General features: G+C 62.0%; 20 protein-coding genes and 2 pseudogenes. 14 read left to right on the top strand and 8 right to left on the bottom strand.

Translation table 11 applies throughout. The features are described 5' to 3' along the window. Positions 1-11: 11 nt before the first annotated feature. Positions 12-401, bottom strand: a complete 390-nt coding sequence (locus EIY72_RS15800; protein ID WP_093219999.1) for a c-type cytochrome — start codon at positions 399-401, stop codon at positions 12-14. Positions 402-563: 162 nt separating this feature from the next. Then, positions 564-1,472 carry a transcriptional regulator FeaR gene (gene feaR / locus EIY72_RS15795; protein WP_093230484.1) on the bottom strand — a complete coding sequence of 303 codons (909 nt, stop codon included), beginning with the start codon at positions 1,470-1,472 and terminating at the stop codon, positions 564-566. A 280-nt stretch (positions 1,473-1,752) separates the two neighbouring features. Between feaR and EIY72_RS15790 the strand changes: the two genes are divergently transcribed. The 6 genes and pseudogenes from EIY72_RS15790 to EIY72_RS15770 all read left to right on the top strand — a co-directional run bounded on the left by EIY72_RS15790 (position 1,753) and on the right by EIY72_RS15770 (position 9,408). Further along, complete coding sequence (locus tag EIY72_RS15790) at positions 1,753-3,075, top strand: alginate export family protein (protein ID WP_093219995.1); 1,323 nt, start codon at positions 1,753-1,755, stop codon at positions 3,073-3,075. 33 nt (positions 3,076-3,108) lie between these two features. Then, positions 3,109-3,858 (top strand): annotated as a pseudogene (locus tag EIY72_RS30355) (cache domain-containing protein); the annotation flags it as partial. A gap of 360 nt (positions 3,859-4,218) precedes the next feature. Next, a pseudogene (locus EIY72_RS30350) lies at positions 4,219-5,256 on the top strand (methyl-accepting chemotaxis protein); the annotation flags it as partial. 536 nt (positions 5,257-5,792) lie between these two features. Next, positions 5,793-7,109 carry an amino acid permease gene (locus tag EIY72_RS15780; protein WP_093219987.1) on the top strand — a complete coding sequence of 439 codons (1,317 nt, stop codon included), beginning with the start codon at positions 5,793-5,795 and terminating at the stop codon, positions 7,107-7,109. Further along, positions 7,102-8,382, top strand: a complete 1,281-nt coding sequence (locus EIY72_RS15775) for an aspartate aminotransferase family protein (protein WP_093219982.1) — start codon at positions 7,102-7,104, stop codon at positions 8,380-8,382. The genes EIY72_RS15780 and EIY72_RS15775 overlap by 8 nt, the downstream gene beginning before the upstream one ends. Positions 8,383-8,391: 9 nt before the next feature. Further along, entirely contained in the window at positions 8,392-9,408 is a 1,017-nt protein-coding gene (locus EIY72_RS15770; RefSeq protein WP_093219978.1) for a phosphotransferase enzyme family protein, read from the top strand. 51 nt (positions 9,409-9,459) lie between these two features. Here the strand turns inward: EIY72_RS15770 and EIY72_RS15765 are convergent, their stop codons facing one another. Then, on the bottom strand, positions 9,460-10,542 hold the full coding sequence (locus EIY72_RS15765; protein ID WP_093219973.1) for a sigma-54 interaction domain-containing protein: 1,083 nt from the start codon (positions 10,540-10,542) through the stop codon (positions 9,460-9,462). A 337-nt stretch (positions 10,543-10,879) separates the two neighbouring features. Between EIY72_RS15765 and EIY72_RS15760 the strand changes: the two genes are divergently transcribed. Further along, positions 10,880-11,953: an ABC transporter substrate-binding protein gene (locus tag EIY72_RS15760; RefSeq protein WP_093219968.1), complete on the top strand. Its 1,074-nt coding sequence runs from the start codon at positions 10,880-10,882 to the stop codon at positions 11,951-11,953. Positions 11,954-11,999: 46 nt separating this feature from the next. Beyond that, entirely contained in the window at positions 12,000-13,226 is a 1,227-nt protein-coding gene (locus EIY72_RS15755; protein ID WP_093219963.1) for an LLM class flavin-dependent oxidoreductase, read from the top strand. Between the two features lie 32 nt (positions 13,227-13,258). Here the strand turns inward: EIY72_RS15755 and EIY72_RS15750 are convergent, their stop codons facing one another. Continuing rightward, positions 13,259-13,879 (bottom strand): TetR/AcrR family transcriptional regulator, encoded by a 621-nt coding sequence (locus tag EIY72_RS15750; protein WP_093219958.1) that lies wholly within the window; start codon positions 13,877-13,879, stop codon positions 13,259-13,261. A 138-nt stretch (positions 13,880-14,017) separates the two neighbouring features. On the opposite strand from EIY72_RS15750, the gene copC reads away from it, so the two are divergent. Together copC and copD are read left to right on the top strand one after the other, a co-directional pair. Next, positions 14,018-14,380, top strand: coding sequence for a copper homeostasis periplasmic binding protein CopC (gene copC / locus EIY72_RS15745; RefSeq protein WP_093219954.1), 363 nt, complete (start codon positions 14,018-14,020; stop codon positions 14,378-14,380). A 3-nt stretch (positions 14,381-14,383) separates the two neighbouring features. Further along, positions 14,384-15,232: a copper homeostasis membrane protein CopD gene (gene copD, locus EIY72_RS15740; RefSeq protein WP_093219950.1), complete on the top strand. Its 849-nt coding sequence runs from the start codon at positions 14,384-14,386 to the stop codon at positions 15,230-15,232. A gap of 3 nt (positions 15,233-15,235) precedes the next feature. Here copD and EIY72_RS15735 read toward each other — a convergent pair whose 3' ends face one another. The 3 genes from EIY72_RS15735 to EIY72_RS15725 are packed head-to-tail and all read right to left on the bottom strand — an operon-like array spanning position 15,236 to position 17,694. After that, a complete protein-coding gene (locus EIY72_RS15735; RefSeq protein WP_093219947.1) occupies positions 15,236-16,036 on the bottom strand; it encodes a sulfite exporter TauE/SafE family protein in 801 nt (266 codons plus the stop codon). A 9-nt stretch (positions 16,037-16,045) separates the two neighbouring features. Then, positions 16,046-17,290 (bottom strand): NAD(P)/FAD-dependent oxidoreductase, encoded by a 1,245-nt coding sequence (locus EIY72_RS15730; protein WP_093219940.1) that lies wholly within the window; start codon positions 17,288-17,290, stop codon positions 16,046-16,048. Between the two features lie 50 nt (positions 17,291-17,340). Continuing rightward, complete coding sequence (locus EIY72_RS15725; protein WP_093219934.1) at positions 17,341-17,694, bottom strand: ArsR/SmtB family transcription factor; 354 nt, start codon at positions 17,692-17,694, stop codon at positions 17,341-17,343. A gap of 103 nt (positions 17,695-17,797) precedes the next feature. On the opposite strand from EIY72_RS15725, the gene EIY72_RS15720 reads away from it, so the two are divergent. Then, entirely contained in the window at positions 17,798-18,661 is an 864-nt protein-coding gene (locus EIY72_RS15720) for an MBL fold metallo-hydrolase (RefSeq protein ID WP_093219931.1), read from the top strand. 131 nt (positions 18,662-18,792) lie between these two features. Here the strand turns inward: EIY72_RS15720 and bkdR are convergent, their stop codons facing one another. Then, entirely contained in the window at positions 18,793-19,281 is a 489-nt protein-coding gene (bkdR, locus tag EIY72_RS15715; RefSeq protein ID WP_016985245.1) for a Bkd operon transcriptional regulator BkdR, read from the bottom strand. Positions 19,282-19,466: 185 nt separating this feature from the next. On the opposite strand from bkdR, the gene EIY72_RS15710 reads away from it, so the two are divergent. Genes EIY72_RS15710 through EIY72_RS15700 form a run of 3 tightly spaced genes read left to right on the top strand, consistent with a single transcriptional unit; the run spans position 19,467 to position 23,037 of the window. Beyond that, positions 19,467-20,702 carry a 3-methyl-2-oxobutanoate dehydrogenase (2-methylpropanoyl-transferring) subunit alpha gene (locus EIY72_RS15710; protein WP_093219927.1) on the top strand — a complete coding sequence of 412 codons (1,236 nt, stop codon included), beginning with the start codon at positions 19,467-19,469 and terminating at the stop codon, positions 20,700-20,702. A gap of 1 nt (position 20,703) precedes the next feature. Then, complete coding sequence (locus EIY72_RS15705; RefSeq protein ID WP_093219923.1) at positions 20,704-21,762, top strand: alpha-ketoacid dehydrogenase subunit beta; 1,059 nt, start codon at positions 20,704-20,706, stop codon at positions 21,760-21,762. After that, the gene (locus EIY72_RS15700; protein ID WP_093219920.1) at positions 21,763-23,037 is read left to right on the top strand and encodes a dihydrolipoamide acetyltransferase family protein; all 1,275 of its coding nucleotides are present in this window, start codon (positions 21,763-21,765) and stop codon (positions 23,035-23,037) included. It abuts the gene before it with no gap. The last annotated feature ends 3 nt before the right edge of the window (positions 23,038-23,040 follow it).

The following is a 23,040-nucleotide window of genomic DNA, read 5'->3' as shown; positions in this document are numbered from 1 at the left end:
ATCCGGCCTGATCAGTGTTGTTCCTTGAGGAAGCAGGCGACCGCTTCACGATCGTCGGCCGATGCCAGGCCCATGTACGGCATGTAGGTACCGGGCACGTAGGCCTGCGGTTGGGTGATGAACTGCGTGATGTTCTCGGCCTGCCAGCTGATGTCCTTGTCACGCATGGCCTGGGAATAGCTGAAACCGGCCAGCGAACCGGACTTGCGCCCGACCACACCGTTGAGGTTTGGCCCCATCATGCCGGTCGTGCCCTTGGTCACCGCGTGGCAGACGCTGCATTCAGTGGCAAACACTTCGGCGCCATGAGCTGTGACCGAGCTGCACTCGGCAGCGGACACCGCCTGAACCAGGGCAAAGGAAAGCAAAGCGGCGAGAGGCAAACGCAACGACGTGAACATAAGAAACGACCTTGAAAATCCGCGCGTCCATCACCGGATGAACGCCAACACAAAAAATGCCGAGGCAACGGTGCTTCGGCAGGCTGGAAGGGATTGTCGATGGTCGGCGGCACGCAGGTTTTGCCCTGCGTGCCAGTTGTGTTGGCGGTTGTGCCAAATCGATCAGTTCACATACCGCTTGCAATACTCCCCCGGCGAAACCCCGAAGCGCGCCTTGAACGCCGTGGAGAAATGGCTGGAATCGTTGAATCCCCAGGCATACGCCAACGCACACAACTTGCCCTCGCCCGTCATCTGCCGCAGTTGCTCGGCGCAGCGGTCCAGGCGGCGGTTTTTCACGTACTGCGCGACGACCAGGCCGTGTCGGGAAAATACCCGGTACAAGCCGCGTACCGAGACGCCGATCTGCGTCGCCAGCCATTGCGGGCACAGCGCTTCATCAGCGATGTGCTGATCGATAACGCGCAGGGCCTTGCGGAAGGTGCGTTCCTGCAACGAGTCATCCACTTCGCTCGCGCCCATGGCCGGACGCAGCAAACTGATGAGCGCGTCGAGTGTGGCTTCGCTTTCGGCCAGGCTCAGGCGCTGTTGCGTGGCGCCGAGGATCAAGTGTTTGGCCAGTCCTGCCATCGACGCCGCAGCCGGAATGCGTTGCGCCGGCTCTACAGGGGCGTAGCGCGATTGCTGCTCGACCTTTTCGCGGGGCAGGATCAACGACAACTGACGGGCGTTATTGCGATAGACGAAATTGCTCGGGCACGTCGAGTCGATCAGCGTGATGTCCCCGGGCAACAGGGTGATGCAACGACCCTGCTGTTCCATCACTGCTTCGCCCGCCAACTGGAAGGCCGCGTAGTAGTGCGAACCCGCGCTCTGTTCGATGTCATGCCGGGTGCGAAACAGTTGCGTCTGCGCCACCTCGACAAAGCTCATTTTCAGTTCGCCGCTGCGGTACTCATCGATGGAGCCCTCGAACTGTGGGCCCAGCCGGTTGGCGCTGAAGCGTCCGCAGACCTGGCTGACCTTGTCGAGCCATTGATCAAAACCCTCGACCTGTTGTGCATTGTTCATGACTGCCTCACCCATCGCATTAGTCGCTGCGCTGCGTCCTGCAGGTTTCGTTCCGACCTGTTCCAACGCGCAATACCAAGGGTTGCGGGGCTTGCGCGTGCTCACTCTCGACGCAGCCAAGTTGACCGCGCACCAAAATCCGCCGGCATGGCACCGAGCCACAAATCTGGCATGCACAACCAACTAATTGGCAAACAGGGAAAAGGGCGAAGAAAAGTCGGGCCTTAGTATCTAAAAAGACCGCAAACCTGCGCTCAAGAACAAGAACGGATGCCACACAATGCTCAAGTCCCCCTTGCTTCGTCTCTCGACGCTGGCGCTGATGGTCAGTGCCGGCCAGGCCAGTGCCTACGAACTCTACGCCGATAGCGACAGCCATCTGAACGCCACCCTCGAAGCCGCGTTCGGCATTTTCCATAGCCAGGAAAACTACGCCCTGTCCGGCCGTCTCGATGAAGGTTCTTCGTCGTGGCGCGAGGGCTACATCAAATATGGTTTGAGTTTCGACAAGGGACTGGCGGGCGCTGGCACTGCGTATGGCGCGGGCAACCTGCTGAGTTCCGGCACCTGGGGTGACGGCGATGCCGCCGGTTTCAGCGACGGCACGGAGCGCACCACCAAATTCGAAGACGCCTACCTCGGCTGGCGTTCAGCCGACCTGTTCGCGCCACTGGGCAAGGACGGTGTCGACCTGTCTTTCGGTCGTCAGAACATCGTGGTCGGTGACGGTTTCCTGATCGACGGCGACGCCTTGAACATGGGTAAAGGCCTGGCCGACGGTGAGTTCAACCGCGGCGGTTCCTACTACCTGGCCGCCCGCAAAGCCTTCGACGAGACCGCCGTATTGCGTCTGGGTGGCAAGGAAGGCTGGCGCAGTGACCTGATGTGGCTCAAATCCGACAACCGCGCCCAGGCCGAGACCGAAATGTATGTCGGCACCCTGGAGCACGTGGCCGAGGCCGGCACGGTCGGCCTGACCTACATCAAGACCACCGACATCGACGAGCAGTACGCCTCGCCGCTGCAACTCGAACGCGACGGCATGAAGACCTACAGCCTGCGTGCGACCGGCAATGCCGGGGTCAAGGACCTGTTCCTCTCCGGTGAGTACGCCAAGCAGGACAAGCCCCACGCCGACAACGAAGACGCCTGGTACCTGGAAGCCGGCTGGACCTTCTCCGAGGCGATCTGGACCCCGTACGTCAGCTACCGCTACAGCCGCTTCTCGGAAAACTACGACACCCTGTTCTACGGCATGAGCCGTGGCTACGGCACCTGGTTCCAGGGTGAAGTGGCGGGCAACTACGCCGGGCCGTTCAACAGCAACTCGCGTATCCAGAACGTCGGCCTGAAAGTTTCGCCGGCGGCGAACCTGAACCTCGGCGCGCTCTATTTCCACTACGACACCATCGACCGCAGCCTGGGCAATACCGACGGTCACGAAGTCGACCTGTACGCCGAATGGCACGTCAACGATCACCTGACCGTGATGCCGCTGGTGGGTATCTATCAGCCGGACAAGAGCGCTGAAAACGGCGGCACGCAACTGGGCAACAACGACCAGAACGTCTACGCCCAGCTGCTGTTCGTCACCGGTTTCTAAACTCGGTCATGGGCAACGGTGCTGCCGTTGCCCATGTGGAAAAAGGTATTTCCAATGCACAAGAGATTCCTGACGATCCAGAGCAAGATCGCCCTCCTCGCCGGCTTGTGCCTGCTGTTGGTGGTCGGTTTGCTGATGGGGTTGTCTCTGTACCAGACCCACAAGAGCAGCCGGCAAGTGGCCGAGGCCAGCGGCGACATGCTCGCCGGTGCGGCCAAGGAACACATGCAGGCCCTGGGCAAAGTGCAGGCCATGCAGGTGCAACGCACCTTCACCCAGACCCACGAATACGGCCAGGGGTTATCGCGCTATGTGCTGTACCTGCGACAGCTGCAGCATCAGGGCAGCCTGACCCGCCAACAACTGCGCCAGGAGCTGAGTAGCCAGCTTCACCAGGCCCTGATCGACAAGCCCGACCTGCTCGGGCTTTATGTCATTTTCGAACCCGGTGGACTGGACGGCGCCGATGGCGACTTCGTCAACCAGGCCGAGCTTGGCAGCAACGAAACCGGACGTTTCTCGCAGTATTGGGTACAGAGCAAACCCGGCGAACTGCAAGCGGTGATCGGTGACGAAGGCCTGCTGGCGAACACCGAACCCGGCCCCAGCGGCGCCCCCTACAACGCGTTCTACACCTGCGCTCGCGACACCCGGCAAGCCTGTGTGCTGGAGCCGTATTTCGACGACGCCTCCGGCACACGCAAACTGGTGACCAGCGTGGCCTTTCCGCTGCTGGAAAACGGCAAGGTCATCGCTGTGCTCGGGCTCGACATCAACCTCGCCGCCCTGCAACAGAACAGCGCCACCAGCGCCCGTCAGTTGTTCGACGGCAACGGCCAGATCAGCATCATCAGCCCGCGCGGGGTAATTTCCGCCAACAGCCAGGACGTCAATCGTCTCGGCCAGCCGATGGACAATCGCGAGGTCATGGACGCCCTGCATCAGGGCCAGCCCAAGGTGTTCGTCGACAGCCAGCAGATCAAGGTACTCGAACCGCTGGAGCCGATTGCCGGTGCGGCGCCTTGGGGCGTGCTGGTCGGTGTGCCACAGCAGGTGTTGCTGGCACCGGTGACTACCTTGCAAAAAGAACTCGATGCCCAGGGTGTGCAAAGCACGGCGCTGGAATTGTTGCTCGGTGGTGGCTCCGCCCTGCTCGGCCTGCTGTTGATCTGGTACACGGCGCAGCGCATCACCCGGCCACTGAAAGTGCTGACCGGGGTCATGGAAGATATTTCCCTCGGTGAAGGTGATCTGACCCGGCGCCTGCAAGTGCAGTCCCGGGATGAAATCGGTCAGTTGGCCACCGCGTTCAACCGCTTTGTCGAGCGTATCCACCAGTCAATGCGCGAAGTGTCGTCGGCGGCACAGGGTGTCAATGAAGGCGCGCGCCGGGTCCTGGTTGCCTCGAACTCGTCGCTGAGCAATTTCGACGATCAATCGACCCGCACCAACAGCGTGGCGGCAGCGATCAACCAGTTGGGCGCCGCCGCACAGGAGATCGCCCACAACGCCTCCGACGCCTCGCACCAGGCGTCCAATGCCCGCCAGCAAGCGGAAGACGGCCGGCAGGTGGTGCAGCGCACTATCGAGGTGATGAACGAACTGTCCGGCAAGATCAGCGCCTCCTGCGCCAACATCGAAGTGCTCAACAACAAGACCGTGAACATCGGGCAGATCCTCGAAGTGATCAAGGGCATCTCCCAGCAGACCAACCTGCTGGCGCTCAACGCAGCGATCGAGGCGGCACGGGCCGGTGAAGCGGGCCGTGGTTTTGCCGTGGTCGCCGACGAAGTGCGCAGCCTCGCCGGACGCACCCAGACCTCGGCGCTGGAGATTCAGCAGATGATCGAGGAGCTGCAGGTCGGCGCCCGGGAATCGGTCACCACCATGACCGAGAGCCAGCAGCACAGTGAGGAAAGCGTCACCATCGCCAACCTCGCCGGCTCGCGCCTGGGCAGCGTGACCCAGCGCATTGGCGAGATCGACAACGTCAACCAGTCGGTTGCGGCGGCCACCGAAGAACAGACCGCGGTGGTCGAAGCGCTGAACGTCGACATCACCCAGATCAACACCCTCAACCAGCAAGGCGTGGAGAACCTGCAATCGACCTTGCGTGCCTGTACTGAGCTTGAGCAACAGGCGGGACGTTTGAACCAGTTGGTGGGGAGTTTTCGGATCTGAGGATTGCGGTGCCTGAAATGCCGCCATCGCGAGCAAGCTCGCTCCCACAGTGGATCTCCGTCGTTCACAAATACTGTGTTCACTGAAAATCCCTGTGGGAGCGAGCTTGCTCCGGGCGGCGATCCGACGATGAGGCCGGTACAGCCAACATTTCCCGCACCTGACACCCCGCCATCGCCAGCAATCCGTCCCCCCCACAATAGATCACGCAGTCCACACATCCTGTGCTCAGCGAAAAACCCTGTGGGAGCGAGCTTGCTCCGGGCGGCGATCCGACGATGAGGTCGGCACAGCTGACATTTCTCGCGCCTGACACGCCGCCATCGCCAGCAAGCCCTCACTCCAATCTGGCACCCACAATCAACCACCTGGCATGGGCGCACACATGCCGGCGGGTTTTCCGGGCGTAGTATCGAAGCCAACCCCAAGGCTCTGGCCGGGCCAACAGGCCGGTTGCCCATGGGTGCAAAACAACGCTGAACCCCTCCATTTCTCACTAAAACAATAATTCGGCCTTCGGGCCGCAGGAGACTTGTGTGCTTAAGAAAAGTGCGTTGGGCTGGCCAAAGATTGCCGGTCTCGGAATTGCGTTGGTGGTGGCCGGGCAGTTTTCCGGCTGGAACTTCGGCCTGATGGCGGGCGGCTGGATGAACATGCTGATCGCGACGCTGTTGATGGCCCTGCTCTGCGGTGGCCTGGCGTTGTGTGTGGCGGAGCTGTCCACGGCCTTGCCCAGCGCCGGCGGCGTGTTTGTCTATGCGCAAAGCGCGTTCGGACCGTTCGTGGGTTATCTGGTCGGTGTCGCCTGTGCCTTGGCGTTGACCATCGGCACCGGTGCCGCCGCCACCTTTATCTGCGCCTACACCGAATCGATTTTCGGCCTCGGTGGCTGGACGGTGAAAATCGCCCTGTTTGCCGTGATCATCGGCATCCACATGCGCGGCGTCGGTGAGGCCATGGGCCTGACCTTCATCGCCGGTGTGATTGCCGTCGTCGCCTTGCTGACCTTCGGCGTGGCCATGGCGCCGCACGTTGAACTGGCCAACCTGATGAAACTGCCGGTCAACGTTTCTACGCCGGTCAGCCTGGGCGGAATCTTCGCCTGCGTACCTTTCGCCATCTGGTTGTTCATCACCGTCGAGCAAACCGGTTCGGCGGCCGAAGAAGCCCACAACCCGGGTCGGACCATGCCCCGCGGCATTCTGGCGGCGGTCGGTACCTTGCTGGTGACGGCGCTGGTGGTGCTGGTGTGCGCACCCGGTGCCGGTGGTGTCGAACTGGTCGGTTCGGCGGGCGATCCGCTGTACGCGGCGATGTCCGGCAACAGCGCCTTCGGTGACGGTTCTTGGCTGGCCAAGGTGATCGGTTGCGGCGCGGTGTTCGGCCTGATCGCGACCTTCTTCTCGCTGGTCTACGCCGCGTCCCGCCAGCTGTTCGCCATGGCCCGCGACGGCCTGTTCCCGAAATGGCTGGGCAACACCGGCAAACGCGGCACGCCTTACCCGGCACTGTTGCTGATCGCCGTGATCGGTCTGCCGCTGTCCGCCGTCGACCCGGCCACCGTGATGCTCGCTGTCGTGCTGCTGCTCAACGTTTGCTACCTGTTCATCTTCGGCGCCTACCTGCATATCAAGCGCAACCAGCCCGACCTGCCACGACCGTTCACCCTGATCGGCGGCAAGCTGGTCGCCTGGCTCGGCCTGGCCCTGACGCTGGTGGTGATCGCTGCCTGCTTCCAGCTCGACATCAAGATGCTGATCGCCCTCGCGGTGACCTTCACCCTGTGCATCCTCAACTTCCTGTTGCGTAACCGTTCGCCATCCTCTGCCCTGGAGACCCCCGACCATGCCTGAAGCCACCCTGTTGCAACGCCGCCATCGCGTGCTGGGCAGCGCCTCGCCACTGTTCTACGACAAGCCATTGCACCTGGTCCGCGGTGAAGGCGTCTGGCTGTTCGACGTCGACGGTCGACGCTACCTCGACGTGTACAACAACGTACCTTGCGTCGGCCACTGCAACCCGCACGTGACCGAGGCCATGCACCGTCAGGCGACCACCCTGAACATCCACACCCGCTACCTCGACGAGCAGGTGGTGCGTTACGCCGAGCGCCTGACCGCGACCTTCGGCGAACCGCTGGACACGGCGATGTTCACCTGCACCGGCAGCGAGGCCAACGAACTGGCGCTGCGCCTGGCACGCTTCGCCAGTGGCGGCACCGGCATCATCGTCAGTGACTACAACTACCACGGCAACTCGGCATCGCTGGCCGAAGTCACCACCGCACTGCCTTCGCCCGAGCCCTTCGCCGCCCATGCCCGCGCCGTGCCGATCCCGTGCCTGTACCACGCACCGGCTGGCACTACCGAGGCGCAACTGGCCGAGCAATACGCGGCCAACATCGCTGCGGCCATCGCCTCGATGCAGGCACAGGGCATCCGCCCTGCCGCCCTGCTGATCGACACCCTGTTCGCCAACGAAGGCCTGCCCCGGGTGCCGGCCAGTTTCGTCAACAAGGCCGCGGCGCTGATTCGTGCGGCGGGCGGACTGTTCATCGCCGATGAAGTGCAGTCCGGTTTCGGCCGCACCGGCGATCACCTGTGGGGGCATCAGGCCCACGGCGTGGTGCCGGACATAGTCACCCTCGGCAAACCCATGGGCAACGGTTACCCCCTGGCCGGATTGATCACCCATAAAACCCTGGTCGAGTCCTTCGGCCGTCACGCCATGTACTTCAACACCTTCGGTGGCTCGCCGGTCGCCGCCGCCGTCGGCATGGCGGTGCTCGACGTGATCGAGCAGCAACAGCTGCTGCTCAACGCACAAACGGTCGGTGCCTATGTGCAGCAACGCCTGCAAGCACTGGCCGAAAAGCATTCGATCATCGGCGACGTGCGCGGCAAGGGGCTGTTCTTCGCCATGGAGCTGGTGCGTGATCATCGGACCAAGGAGTCCGCCGGACTGGAGGCGCGCAAGGTGGTCAATGACATGCGCGAGAACGGCGTACTGATCAGCAAGATCGGCGCCGGCGACAACATTCTCAAGTTGCGCCCGCCGCTGGTGTTCAGCCGCGACAACGCCGACCTGTTCGTTGACACCCTGGATAACGCGCTCAGCGCGATTTGAGGCCCTGCCATGTCTGAATTTCACGCCCTGCCCCATGACCAGCAAGTCGCCCGCTTGCATGACCTGGCACGCCACGCCCTGCAGCACTGGGACGGCGAATTCGCCGACATCGAACTGGTAAAGTTCCGCGAGAACGCCGTATTTTCCGCGCGCCGCCACGACGGTCAGCGCGTCGCCCTGCGCATCCACCGCAACGGCTATCACTGCGAAGCCGCGCTGCGCTCCGAGCTGCAATGGATGGAAGCCCTGGAGGGCGCCGGCATCACCGTGCCGCAAATCATCCGCGCACAAAATGAAAGCCATCTGATCGAAGTCACCCATCAGGCCATCGGCGAAGCGCGTCACATCGACATGCTCGCCTGGCTGCCGGGTGCAACCGCCGGCACTTCCGAGGCCGGCGTGCAGGCCGATACCGAAGTGGATTTCCTGTTCAACGAAGCCGGCGCGCTGGCCGCGCGCATTCACCTGCACTCGGCGGACTGGCAGCAGCCGGACGAGTTTGTCCGACATGCCTGGGATGAAGAAGGCCTGATCGGCGCCAATCCGTTCTGGGGCCGATTCTGGGAGCTGGAGCAGCTCAGCGACGAGCAGCGCGATCTGCTGCAACAGGCACGGCGCACGGCGCGCAAGGACCTGCGCCAGTACGGCCGGCATCTGGGCAACTTCGGCATGATCCACGCCGATCTGGTGCCGGAGAACCTGTTGATCGAAGGGCCGCGTTTGCGCCTGATCGACTTTGACGACGCCGGGTTCGGCTGGCACATGTTCGAACTGGCCACCGCGTTGTACTTCTGCCTGGATGACCCGCGTTACGAGCAGATCAAGGCCGCACTGCTCGAAGGCTACAACGCGGTCAAACCGCTGACCGAGGCTGATCGCAAGACCCTGGCGCTGTTCCTGATGCTGCGCGGCACCACCTACCTGGGCTGGATTCACACCCGCCAGGGCACGCCGACCGCGATTGAAATGGCACCGATGTTGATTGACCGGGCTTGCCTGTTGGCGCGGGCTTATTTAGAGGCCTGACAGACCGCCATCGCTACGGTGCGGCGATCCGCCAAGCCGGCTCCTGCAGGTTCAACGCAATACCTGTGGGAGCGGCTTGTTCAACTCCCCGATCTTCTCCAGTCGCGCCCGAACGATATTGCGGCTGATATTGAGCAAGCGCCCGGTCTGCAACTGGTTGCCATGGCAGAAGCGGTAAGCGGCGCGAAAAATGGTCTCTTCGATGTGCTCGTACAGGTCGGGAATATTCTGTTCGAACAGTGCATTGAGTGCAGTTTCCAGGTCTGCCGGGCCGGTGATCGCAGGCGCCGTATGAACCGCCTGATCCTGCTCGTGGCGGATGCCCGAAGAACGCATGTCCACCAGATGCAAATCCGCCGGCGCAACCCGTTGGTTACGGCACACCAGCAAGGCATGGTGAATGGAGTTTTCCAGCTCGCGGATGTTGCCCGGCCAGCTGTGTTCCAACAGTTTGCGCTCCGCTTCGTCACTCAGTGTGGCGCGGTTATAGCCCAGGCGCTGGCAGTGTTCTTCGAGGAAAAATTCGGCCAGCGGCAGGATGTCCCCCGGGCGTTCGCGCAGCGGTGGCAGGCGAATCGTGGCGACGTGCAAGCGGTAGAACAGGTCTTCGCGAAAATGTCCGGCGACCACGGCGTCGGCCAGATTGACGTTGGTCGCCGCGACCAACCGCACGTTGATCGGAATCGGTGTGCGCGAGCCCAGGCGCACCACCTCGCGCTCCTGCAGCACCCGCAGCAACTTGACCTGCATGTTCAGCGGCAGATCACCAATCTCATCAAGAAACAGCGTGCCGCCATTGGCCGCTTCGAACCAGCCGGCCTTGGTCGTGGTGGCGCCGGTGAAGGCGCCTTTTTCGTGGCCGAACAGTTCGCTTTCCACCAGGGTTTCGGCGAAGGCGCCACAGTTGACGGCCACGAATGGCTCGCGGCCCCGGCGGCTCAGATGGTGAATGTGCCGGGCCACCAGCTCCTTGCCGGTGCCGGTTTCGCCGATGATCAATGTGTTGGCCTCGCTCGGCGCCAGACGCTCGATGCGGCTGAGCAGTTCCTGTGAGCGCGGGTCCTTGAACACCAGAACGGTGGCCCGCACCGACTTGGTCAATTCGCGGGCATTTGGATGAGTGATCAGCGACATGGTGCATTCCTGGCAGTAAAAGCGCATTTGCATAGTGCACGAAGTCACATAGACTAAAAAATTATTAATTAATATTTATATATTCCAATATTGAATATAAACAAAACTGCTAGTGCCTTGTTGCTGGAGCAGCAATGAGTGCGCATCGCCCTGCTGGCAGATCAGCACCCGTCTCTTTCACCAACGCCCGCCCCTGCCCCTCAAGCCACGTCCTGCGGGGCCTGTAGCCATTTCCCCACGCAGTGGCATGCAATCTGCTCTCTCCCCTCCAATGCAAGCCCTCTCTGTAGGCGGCGCAGAGGGAATGATTTTGAAATTCGAATCGGGAGAGATTTCAATGAAACAGTTCTGGCGTAACAGCCTGGTCACTTTGACCGCTTTGCTGCTCAGTGCCACTGCGCTGGCCGAGCAGCCACCCGCCTCGGTAAAGATCGCCATCGTCGCCTACACCCAGGGTGGCAAGCCGGTGTTTGGCGGCATCGCCGGGCGGGTGATCGAGGACGGTTGGCTTGAACAGCAACTGAGCCAGCGTGGGGTCAAGCTCGACTGGATCGCCCTGCCCCACGCCGGCGCCGGCCCGCAGATCAACGAAGGCTTCAGCAACAACAGCATCGACTTCGCCGTACGCGGAGACCTGCCCTCGGTCATCGCCGGTGCGGGCGGTGTGCCGGGCAAATTGATCGTGCCCGGTGGCAGCGGCAACAATATCTACCTGGTGGTCCCGAGCGGTTCCGATGCCAAGAGCATCGAGGACCTCAAAGGCAAACGCGTGGCCCTGCATCGCGGCCGTCCCTGGGAGTTCGCTTTCAGCAACTTCCTCGCCAGCAAGGGCCTCAAGCTCGATGACTTGAAGATCGCCAACCTCAATCCACAAGTCGGCGCGGCGGCCGTTTCCGCCGGCAAAGTGGACGCCGCGGTCTTGCTCAGCGAGGCCTACGCCCTGGAAGACAAAGGCGTGGGCAAGATCATCTGGTCGACTAAAGAAGGCGCCAACGACTGGCGCCTGGTCTCGGATCTCTGGGGCACCGACAGCTTCGTCGCCCAGCACCCGGACATCACTCAGTTGCTGGCGACGGCGTGGGTCAAAGCGGCGTGGTGGATTTCCCAAGAACAGAACCAGGATGCCTATTACCAACTGTCCTCACGCGCCGGCACCGCTGAAAGCGTGCTGCGTCGCGATGACCAGAACGACCCCGTGACCTGGAAAGACCGCTGGGCGCCGAAAAGTGATGAGCAACTCAAAGCCCACTATCAGGCACTGACCGCCTACGCCCTGGCCAACCACCTTATCCGCAACACCTACGACATCAGCCCGTCGTTGGCCACCGGTTTCACTCACCAGGCGCTGATCGATCTCAAGCTCACCGACTACTGGCCGGCCCTCCGTGGCCAGGTCAGCACCCTTCCATGAAAAGACCATCTGCAAGCCCTGCGTGCAGTAAGACGGAGCCCTCATCATGAGCATTGAATTTTTCACTCGCCTGCCCCTGCACGGCGAAACCCAGTTTCTTCCCGGCGACCCGCGCAACCGTGGCGACTGGCATCGCGGCGGCCCGAGCACAGGCGCCGTCTCGGGGTTCAGCGTCGGCGATCACTTTACCTATATCGATTACCTCGGACAGATTGCCAAGGCCGCTGAAATCAACGGTTTTGGTGGCGCGCTGATGGTCAACGCGCCCTCCGGCGAAGAGCCCTGGACGGTCTGCTCACTGCTGGCCCGGGAAACCCGCACGCTGAAATTCGTCACCGCGTTCCAGCCCTATCACTACACACCCTGGGTGGCTGTGCAGCAGGCCGCGACCTACCAGCGCGCCACCGGCAATCGCCTGGTGTGGAACATCATCAATGGCGGCTCCGATGCGATCCAGCGTCAGGTCGGCGACTTCAGTGATCACGATGAGCGCTATGAGCGGGCCATCGAGTTCATGGACGTGGTCAAGGGCTATTGGCACAACGAGAACTTCCACTACGAGGGCAAGTTCTACCAGGCCGAGGGCGGTGGATTGCGCGGCCCTCTGAAGAAAGCCCAATTGCCGCTGATCTGCACCGCCGGCTCATCGATTGCGGCTCGGGAATTCGCGGCCAAACACGCCGATTTCTATCTGATGCGTGCCGAGCACCCGGATGAAATTGCCGCGTTGATTGCCGACATTCGTGAACGCACACTCAAGCATGGCCGCAGCGATATCCGCTTCGGCCTGTCCATTGATGTGATCGCCCGGGAGACCGAGGAACTGGCCCGCACCGAGGCGCGGCGTTTCTTCGACGAAGGCATCGCCAAGGGCGCGGTCAAGGCGGTGGCGGCGCATGCCGGGCTGCGCACCGCACGCAAGCTCAGCTATGAGAACGAGTTCGCACAGAAGCGCGAAACCCAGAGTTTCGAGGACTTCTTCATTCACCCCAACGTCTGGACCGGCTTTGGCTACATCGGCATTCCACCGGGGTGTGCGCTGGTGGGCAGCTACGAAAACGTCGTGGCACGGATTCGTGAATACAACGCCATCGGCATCGACCTGTTCTTCCTCGCCGGCTACCCGCACCTGGAGGAAGCCTATCGTTTGGGCGAGCACGTCCTGCCGCACTTTCGCGGCGAGCGTGCCGAGCTGAGTCGTCTTTCGGATGCACCGCTGGAGCTACGTTCCGCCAACAGTCCGGCCTTGCGCGGCACGGCTGCATCGGGTTGATCGCGAGGAGCCGCGGCCTGACAGGGATGTCCTCAAGGCTCCAGCCCGATCCCCCGCAGTATGACGCTGGTCACCGTCTGCACCGCCCGCTCGAATTGCATGTCCGACAGTGCCTGGTGATCATTGAGAATGTTCACCTGGTGATCGAAGTCGGCGTAGTGCTGGGTCGAGGCCCAGATCATGTACAGCAGGCTTGCAGGCTCCACCGGCAGGATGCGTTTGTCCTCCACCCACTGACGGATTTTCGCCTCTTTCATCTTGGCCCAGTCGTACAGGCTTTCGTCCAGCGCCGTGCCCAGGGTGGGGGCGCCGTGGATGATTTCATTGGCCCAGACTTTCGAGCCATAAGGCCGGCTGCGGGAGTGGTTCATCTTGGCGCGGATGTAACTGCTGAGCACCACCCGCGGGTCGTCGAACATTTCAAAACACAAGGCATCCTGCTTCCAGACCTCCAGCAGGTCGAACAGCACGGCGCTGTAGAGTTCGGTCTTGGTGCTGAAGTAGTAATGCAGATTGGAGCGCGGCAGTTGCACTTCGGCCGCGATGTCGGCCATCGCGGTGCCGCCGAAGCCTTTTTCGGCGAAGACTTTTTCCGCCGCCAGCAGAATTTTCTCGACGTTACTGCGACGAATCTCGATCTTGTGATTGCCCATGTGGGCTCCCCGGCAACAACGTTGAGCAAGACTAGCATCCGCTCTGGATCGCGGCGACAGGCGCAAAGGAAACTTCGTACAGCGCCGCGCCTGTGGCTAAACTGAGCACACATTGAATCTGCCACTGAGGTCTCCACGATGCTGCTCAAGAAAACCCTGACCGCCGTTGCCCTGTTCGGCTCGCTGCTCGCCGCGTCTTCGGTGTTCGCCCATGCTCACTTGAAGAGCGAAACACCGGCGGCCGACAGCACGGTCAGTGCACCGGTTGATCTGCGCCTGGTGTTTTCCGAAGGCGTCGAGGCCAGTTTTACCAAAGTCATCTTGACCAAAGATGGCAGCCCCATGAAGGTAACCCTGGCCACTGAGGGCAGCGACAAGAAGACGCTGGTAGTGACACCCGAAAAGCCGCTGACGGCCGGAACCTATAAAGTCGAGTGGCATGCCGTATCGGTCGACACCCACAAAAGCGAGGGCGCCTATGCCTTCAAGGTTGGTCAGTGATTCATGACGAGTGCGCTGGTGCTGTGCCGCTTCCTGCATTTTGTCGTGGTGTTGATGCTGTTCGGGGCCTGGGTGTTCAGGCCCTTGCTCTTTGGCCGTGAAAGCACGCTGGACCCGCTATTGGGACGCGTCAGCCGCTGGCTCGCCTGCGTGGCGCTGGTCAGCGGTGCGATCTGGTTGCTGCTGATTACCGCGAGCATGGCCGGCGACTGGGCCGCTTCCTTCGATCCATCGACCATCGGTCTGGTGCTGAACAACACCTTCTTCGGTCAGGTCTGGCGCTGGCACCTGCTGCTCAACGCATTGCTGGTGGTGCTGCTGTTCACGTCACAGAGCAAGAGCCTGCCCTTGCGCCTTGTACTTGCCACGCTGCTGGTGGCAACCCTGGCACCGGTCGGCCACGGCGCCATGCTCGACGGCACAGCCGGCCATTTATTGATTCTCAATCAATTCATTCACCTGGTCTGCGTCGGCAGTTGGCTGGGCGGCTTGATGCTGTTGGTGATGATCCTGCGGCAACCCGACGGGCAGGCCATTCGGGTGATATTGCAGCGTTTCAGCGGCGTCGGTTACGCCTTGGTCGGCGGTTTGCTGATCACCGGGCTGATCAACGTGCGGGTCCTCACCGGGACGTTCTGGCCAACACCGCTGTTCAGCGGGTTCGCCCTGATCCTGTTGATCAAGGCCGCACTGGTCGTCGCCATGCTGGGCCTCGCGCTGTTCAATCGCCTGCGCATCAATGACTGCGAACAACGCCTGACGACATTGCGCGCCAGCGTTCTGCTGGAATGGCTGCTGGGGATGGGCGCCGTGGCCGCTGTTTCCCTGCTTGGTACCCTGCCGCCCATGTGAGCGTCAGGCACGCACCAGCATGTACAGGGCAACGATCAGGCAAACGCTGGCAAAGCCGACCTGCAACGCCCGCGCCGGCACGCGGGCGCAGAGTTTGCGGCCGATGATCATGCCGACAATGCTGGTGGCGATGAAGGTCGCCCCGACACTGTCGATGCGCACCCCGGCGTGAAACGCGCCGACCACACCGATGGCGGAAATCAGGCTGATCACCATCAGCGACGTGGCGATGATGCCGCGCATCTGCACATCGGTCAGTTGCTTGAAGGCCGGTACGATCAGAAAGCCGCCACCGACGCCGAGCAGCCCGGACACCACCCCGGTCACCGCGCCAAGAGCCGCCAGGGTCGCGGTGCATTTGGCGGTCCAGGAGAAACGCCCGGTCTGTTGATCGAGCATGCAGTTTTTCTGGCCCCAGTTGGCATGGCCATGGTCGCTTGGCCCTTCGTCCACCCGTTCACGGCGTAGCATGCGCCAGGCCACCATGACCATCAGCAGGCTGAACAGGACCATCAGGACCTTTTCCGGCAACTGGTGGGCAAAGTAGATGCCGACCGGCGAAAACACCGCACCCAGTGCCGCGATCAACAGTGCCGCGCGATACCGCACCAGGCCATGACGCAGACCGTCGATGGCGCCGACCGCCGCCGCGCTGCCCACCGCAAACAATGCCACGGGGGCCGCCTGGGTCATGCTCCAGCCCAGGCCCAGCACCAGTGCCGGCACAGCCAGGATGCCGCCACCGGCACCAGTCAATCCCAGCACCAACCCCATCACCACGCCAAACAGACTTGCCAGCAACATAGGGATTTCTCAGTCGACCCTGGACGAACGCGTCAGCCACTCGCGGCCCTTGAGCATGCCATTCCAATAAAACCACGGTAGCAGCGTTGCCTTCAGCCACCAGGCCGAACGGCGCGCTTTTGTCGGGTCCAGGGGAAAGGTCGGCAGCAATTTGCCGGCGTAGCCGAACTCGGCGAGGATCACCTTGCCCTTCTCCACCGTCAGCGGGCAGGAACCGTAGCCGTCGTACTTCAACGGCAGCGGTTGTTGCTGGCGCAGGGCGAGCAGGTTTTGCGCCACCACGACGATCTGCTTGCGTACGGCGGCTGCGGTTTTGGCGTTGGTTGTGTTGCAGATATCGCCCAGGGCAAAGACGTTCGGGTAACGCGGATGCTGCAAGCTGTGCGGGTTGACCTCGCACCACCCGGCCGCGTCGGCCAGCGGGCTTTGTGCGATGAAATCCGGCGATACCTGCGGCGGTACGACGTGCAGCAGATCAAAGGTTTTCGCCACGCGGCTGACGTTACCCTCGGCATCCTTGATCTCGAACCAGGCGGTTTTCCCCGGGCCATCGACCTTGACCAGATTCGAGTTGAATGCCAGTCGCGCGTTGTACTTCTCGATGTACTTCATCAGTGGCGGCACGAAGGTCGCCACGCCGAACAGCGCCGCGCCAGCCAGATTGAATTCAACGTCGATCTTGTTCAATGCACCTGTCTTGCGCCAGTGATCGCAGGACAGGTACAGGGCCTTTTGCGGCGCCCCGGCGCACTTGATCGGCATCGCCGGCTGGGTGAACAGAACCTTGCCGCCGCGCAACTTCTGCACCTGCTCCCAGGTGTAGGGGGCGTGCTGAAAGCTGTAGTTGGAGGTCACGCCGTGTTGGCCGAGGGTGTCCTGCAACCCTTCGATTTTCTCCCAGGCCAGGCGCAGGCCGGGGCAGACGATCAGGTTTTGATAGCTGAGTGTGCGCTGGTCGCTGAGGCTGAGCCGGTGGTTGTCGGCATCGATGCCGTTCACGCTGGCCTGAATCCAGTTGGCCTGGCGGGGCATCACCGATTTCATCGGCCGCACCGTGTGTTTCACGTCAAAGGCACCGCCGCCGACCAGTGTCCACGCCGGTTGGTAGAAGTGTTGAGCGCCGGGCTCGACCACGGTGATGTTCAGGTGTGGATCACGCTTGAGCAGGCTGGCGACCAGGCCGATACCTGCCGTGCCGCCGCCGATGACCACGATGTCTGCACTGATGGATGGGCCCCAGTGTTGATCGTTCATTGCTTGTTCCTTTTGCTGCACGCAAAGAGTGTTTTCAGTCACCACGGATATCAGTGTTCGGAAGGCTGTTGTTCCCAGCTCTTGAGCACGGCCCCGCAATACAGCCCGGACAGGGTTTTCATCACCTGGATCACTTCGTGACTGGCCAAACCGTAAAATATGTACTTGCCTTCACGACGGGTCGCAACGAGCCCCTCGTCGCGCAGGATGCCCAATTGCTGGGACAACGTCGGCTGGCGCACGCCGGTCATTTTTTCCAGCTCGCCGACGTTGCGCTCGCCCTGGGTCAATTGGCACAGGATCAGCAAACGGTCCTCATTGGCCAAGGCCTTGAGCAACGCACAGGCCTTGGAGGCCGAGGCGCGCAGTTGGGCGACTTCACATTCGGTCAGACTGGATTGCATTTGCAGGATGCCTTCAACGTCACTTAAGCTGTTAACATTATGTTTTTATATAAAGTGTTGCAAGCCAAGACTGACATTTCCTCCCCTGCACAGGTCCGTGTCCATGCCCGCGCTGATTGAAGCCTTCCTTGACCCCGCGTCCTCAACCTACAGCTACGTGGTCTACGAGGCTGACGGTGGCCAGTGTGCGATTGTCGACCCGGTGCTCGACTACGACGGCGCCGCCGGGCGCACGGCGACCACCCAGGCGGACAAGATCATCGCCTTCGTCCGCGCCCATCGCCTGCAGGTGCAATGGCTGCTGGAGACCCACGCCCATGCCGATCACCTGTCCGCCGCGCCTTACCTGCGCCGGGAACTGGGTGGCAAGATCGCCATCGGCGAATCGATCAGCAAGGTTCAGGACGTGTTCAAGACGTTGTTCAACCTGGAGCCCGGGTTTCGCGTTGACGGCTCGCAGTTCGACCAGCTGTTCGCCGCCAACGAATCGTTCATGATCGGCAACCTCAAGGCCACTGCCCTGCACGTGCCGGGCCACACTCCGGCGGACATGGCCTACCTGATCGATGGCGAGCAGATTCTGGTCGGCGACACCCTGTTCATGCCCGACGTCGGCACCGCCCGCTGCGACTTCCCCGGCGGCAACGCCAACCAGCTGTACGCCTCGATCCATAAACTGCTGGCCTTCCCTGCCAGCGTGAAACTCTACGTGTGCCACGACTACCCGCCCGCCGGGCGCCAGTCGCAGTGTCAGAGCACGGTGGGTGAGCAACGCCAGCACAACATTCATGTGCATGACGGAATCGATGAAGCGGCATTCGTCGAAATGCGCACGCGGCGCGATGCCGGCTTGGGGATGCCGACCTTGCTGCTGCCGGCGATCCAGGTGAATGTGCGTGCGGGGAATTTGCCGCCGGCTGAAGATAACGGCGTGACGTACCTGAAAATTCCCGTGAACAAACTCTAAACCGGTAGGAGCGAGCATGCTCCGGGCGGCGTTCCGACGATGGTCGTTAACGATAACGCGTGCTCTCAGGTTGAACGCGTTGCCTGGGAGTCCATCGCGAGCAAGCTCGCTCCCACGGTTTGCCAGGTCATTCAGCTACCCAGGGTCAAACCATTGGCCGGCAACGGCAACGCGGTCTTATAGCGCACCTGCTTGAGCGCAAAGCTCGAACGGATGTTCGCCACCCCCGGCACCTTGGTCAGGAAGTCCATCATGAAGCGCTCCAGCGACTGGATGGTCGGCACCAGCACGCGGATCAGATAGTCCGGGTCGCCGGCCATCAGGTAGCACTCCATCACCTCGGGGCGATCGGAAATCGCCTCTTCGAAATGCTGCAACGCCTCCTCCACCTGCTTCTCCAGGCTGACGTGAATAAACACGTTCACATGCAGCCCCAGCAGGTCGGCATCGAGCAGCGTCACCTGCTCGCGAATCAAGCCCAGCTCTTCCATGGCCTTGACCCGGTTGAAGCAAGGTGTGGGCGACAGGTTCACCGAGCGCGCAAGGTCGGCGTTGGTGATACGCGCGTTCTCCTGAAGGCTGTTGAGAATGCCGATGTCGGTACGGTCCAGTTTGCGCATGAGATAAAACCACCTGTTTTTTATGTTTATGCAGATTTTTTATCTGCAAATGATCTTTAACGCAACGAAACAGAGAGAAATATTCTTCCGGGCCGGGCCTATGATTGTTGTAGGACAAGATTTCTTTTATCGAAGAATGACGGTCAGCTCACTACAAGAAATTCACAAGATCGAGCGTAGAAGCCATGAACCAAGCGTACGAACCGCTGCGCCTGCACGTTCCCGAACCTTCGGGCCGCCCAGGGTGCAAAACCGACTTCTCCTACCTGCGTCTGACCGACGCCGGCACGGTGCGCAAACCTTCCATTGACGTAGAACCTGCCGACACCGCCGACCTGGCCCGTGGGCTTATTCGCGTGCTCGACGATCAGGGCAACGCGCTCGGCCCCTGGGCCGAAAACGTGCCGGTCGAGATCCTGCGCAAGGGCATGCGCGCCATGCTCAAGACGCGCATCTACGACAACCGCATGGTCGTCGCCCAACGTCAGAAAAAGATGTCGTTCTACATGCAGAGCCTGGGCGAAGAAGCCATCGGCAGTGCCCAGGCCCTGGCCCTGAACATCGATGACATGTGCTTCCCGACCTACCGCCAGCAAAGCATCCTGATGGCCCGCGACGTACCGCTGGTCGACCTGATCTGCCAGTTGCTGTCCAATGAGCGCGATCCGCTCAAGGGCCGTCAGTTGCCGATCATGTACTCGGTCAAGGACGCTGGTTTCTTCACCATTTCCGGCAACCTCGCCACCCAGTTCATCCAGGGCGTGGGCTGGGGCATGGCCTCGGCGATCAAGGGCGACACCAAAATCGCTTCGGCCTGGATCGGTGACGGCGCCACCGCCGAGTCGGACTTCCACACCGCCCTCACCTTCGCCCACGTCTACCGCGCGCCAGTGATTCTCAACGTGGTCAACAACCAGTGGGCCATCTCCACCTTCCAGGCGATTGCCGGGGGTGAAGCCACCACTTTTGCCGGGCGTGGCGTCGGTTGCGGCATTGCCTCCCTGCGGGTCGACGGCAACGATTTCTACGCGGTATACGCCGCTTCCGCCTGGGCCGCCGAGCGCGCCCGTCGAGGCCTTGGCCCGACCATGATCGAATGGGTCACCTACCGCGCCGGTCCGCACTCGACCTCCGACGATCCGTCCAAATATCGCCCTGCCGATGACTGGAGCCACTTCCCGCTGGGCGATCCGATCGCACGCCTCAAACAGCACCTGATCAAGGTCGGCCAGTGGTCCGAAGAGGAGCACGCCGCGGTCAGCGCCGAACTGGAAGCCGAAGTGATCGCCGCGCAGAAACAGGCCGAGCAGTTCGGCACCCTGGCCGGTGGCCAGATCCCGAGCGCCGCGACCATGTTCGAAGACGTCTACAAAGAGATGCCGGAGCACTTGAAGCGCCAGCGTCAGGAGTTGGGGATCTGACATGAACGATCACAACAATAATATTGAGCTGGAAACCGCCATGACCACGACCACCATGACCATGATCCAGGCCCTGCGCTCGGCCATGGATGTGATGCTTGAGCGTGACGACAACGTCGTCGTATTCGGGCAGGACGTCGGTTACTTTGGCGGTGTGTTCCGCTGCACCGAAGGCCTGCAGACCAAGTACGGGACTTCCCGGGTCTTCGACGCACCGATCTCCGAAAGCGGCATCGTCGGCACCGCGGTGGGCATGGGCGCCTATGGCCTGCGTCCGGTGGTGGAAATCCAGTTCGCCGACTACGTGTACCCGGCCTACGACCAGATCATTTCCGAAGCCGCACGCTTGCGCTATCGCTCGGCCGGCGAGTTCACCGCACCGATGACCTTGCGCATGCCTTGCGGCGGCGGCATCTACGGTGGCCAGACCCACAGCCAGAGCATCGAGGCGCTGTTCACCCAGGTCTGCGGCCTGCGCACGGTGATGCCATCCAACCCCTACGACGCCAAGGGCCTGTTGATCGCCTCCATCGAAAACGATGACCCGGTGATCTTTCTGGAGCCCAAGCGCCTGTACAACGGCCCGTTCGACGGTCACCACGAACGCCCGGTGACCCCATGGTCGAAACACCCGGCCGCACAGGTGCCGGACGGTTACTACACCGTCCCCTTGGACGTGGCCGCCATCGCCCGTCCCGGCAAGGACGTGACCATCCTGACCTACGGCACCACCGTCTACGTGTCACAAGTGGCCGCCGAAGAAACCGGCATCGACGCCGAGGTCATCGACCTGCGCAGCCTGTGGCCGCTGGACCTGGAGACCATCGTCAAGTCGGTGAAGAAAACCGGGCGTTGCGTGGTGGTCCATGAAGCCACGCGCACCTGCGGCTTCGGCGCCGAACTGGTGTCGCTGGTGCAAGAGCACTGCTTCCACCACCTGGAAGCGCCGATCGAGCGCGTCACCGGTTGGGACACCCCCTACCCGCACGCGCAAGAGTGGGCGTATTTCCCCGGTCCGTCCCGAGTGGGCGCGGCTTTGAAACGGGTCATGGAGGTCTGAATGGGCACGCACGTCATTAAAATGCCGGACATTGGTGAAGGCATTGCAGAAGTTGAACTGTCGGTCTGGCACGTCAAGGTCGGCGACCTGGTTGTCGAAGATCAGGTACTGGCCGATGTGATGACCGACAAGGCGATGGTCGATATCCCCTCGCCGGTCCACGGCAAGGTCATTGCCCTGGGTGGCCAGCCGGGTGAAGTCATGGCGGTGGGCAGTGTGCTGATCAGCATTGAAGTCGAAGGTGCGGGCAACGTTAAGGAATCGGCTGCACCAGCGGCTCCGGTTAAAGAAACGCCTGTGGCGGCGCCGAAAGTCGAAACCGTGATCGAAAGCAAACCGGCTGCTCCTACCCCGCGTCCGGCTGCGGCGTGCCAGGGACCGATGGTCGCCCGCGAAGCCGATGAGCGTCCGCTGGCCTCCCCGGCCGTGCGCAAACATGCACTGGACCTAGGCATCCAGCTGCGCCTGGTGCGCGGCACCGGCCCGGCCGGTCGGGTGCTGCACGAAGACCTCGATGCCTATCTGGCCCAGGGTCAGTCCAATGCGTCGTCGGTCAGCAGCGCTTACGCCCAGCGCATCGACGAAGAGCAGATCCCGGTGATCGGCATGCGCCGCAAGATTGCCCAGCGCATGCAGGACGCCACCCAGCGCGCCGCGCACTTCAGTTATGTCGAGGAAATCGACGTCACGGCGGTGGAAGAACTGCGTGCCCACCTCAATGAAAAACACGGTACTACCCGCGGCAAGCTGACCCTGCTGCCGTTCCTGGTGCGTGCCATGGTCGTCGCTCTGCGCGACTTCCCGCAAATGAACGCGCGCTACGACGACGAAGCCCAGGTGATCACCCGCGTCGGCGCCGTGCATGTCGGCGTCGCCACCCAGAGCGACGTCGGCTTGATGGTGCCGGTAGTGCGTCACGCCGAAGCGCGCAGCCTGTGGGACAGCGCGGCGGAAATCGCCCGTCTGGCCAGCGCAGCACGCAATGGCAAGGCCAGCCGCGATGAATTGTCCGGCTCGACCATCACCCTGACCAGCCTCGGCGCCTTGGGCGGCATCGTCAGCACTCCGGTGCTGAACCTGCCGGAAGTGGCGATTGTCGGCGTGAACAAGATCGTCGAACGGCCGATGGTGATCAAAGGCCAGATCGTGATCCGCAAGATGATGAACCTTTCCAGCTCCTTCGATCACCGCGTGGTCGACGGCATGGACGCGGCGCTCTTCATCCAGGCCATCCGTGGCTTGCTCGAACAACCCGCTACCCTGTTTGTGGAGTAAGCC

The organism is Pseudomonas vancouverensis, assembly GCF_004348895.1.
Lineage (GTDB): Bacteria > Pseudomonadota > Gammaproteobacteria > Pseudomonadales > Pseudomonadaceae > Aquipseudomonas > Aquipseudomonas vancouverensis.
Note: the sequence above shows the minus strand (reverse complement) of the source record. Positions and strands in the feature narration are given on the sequence as shown.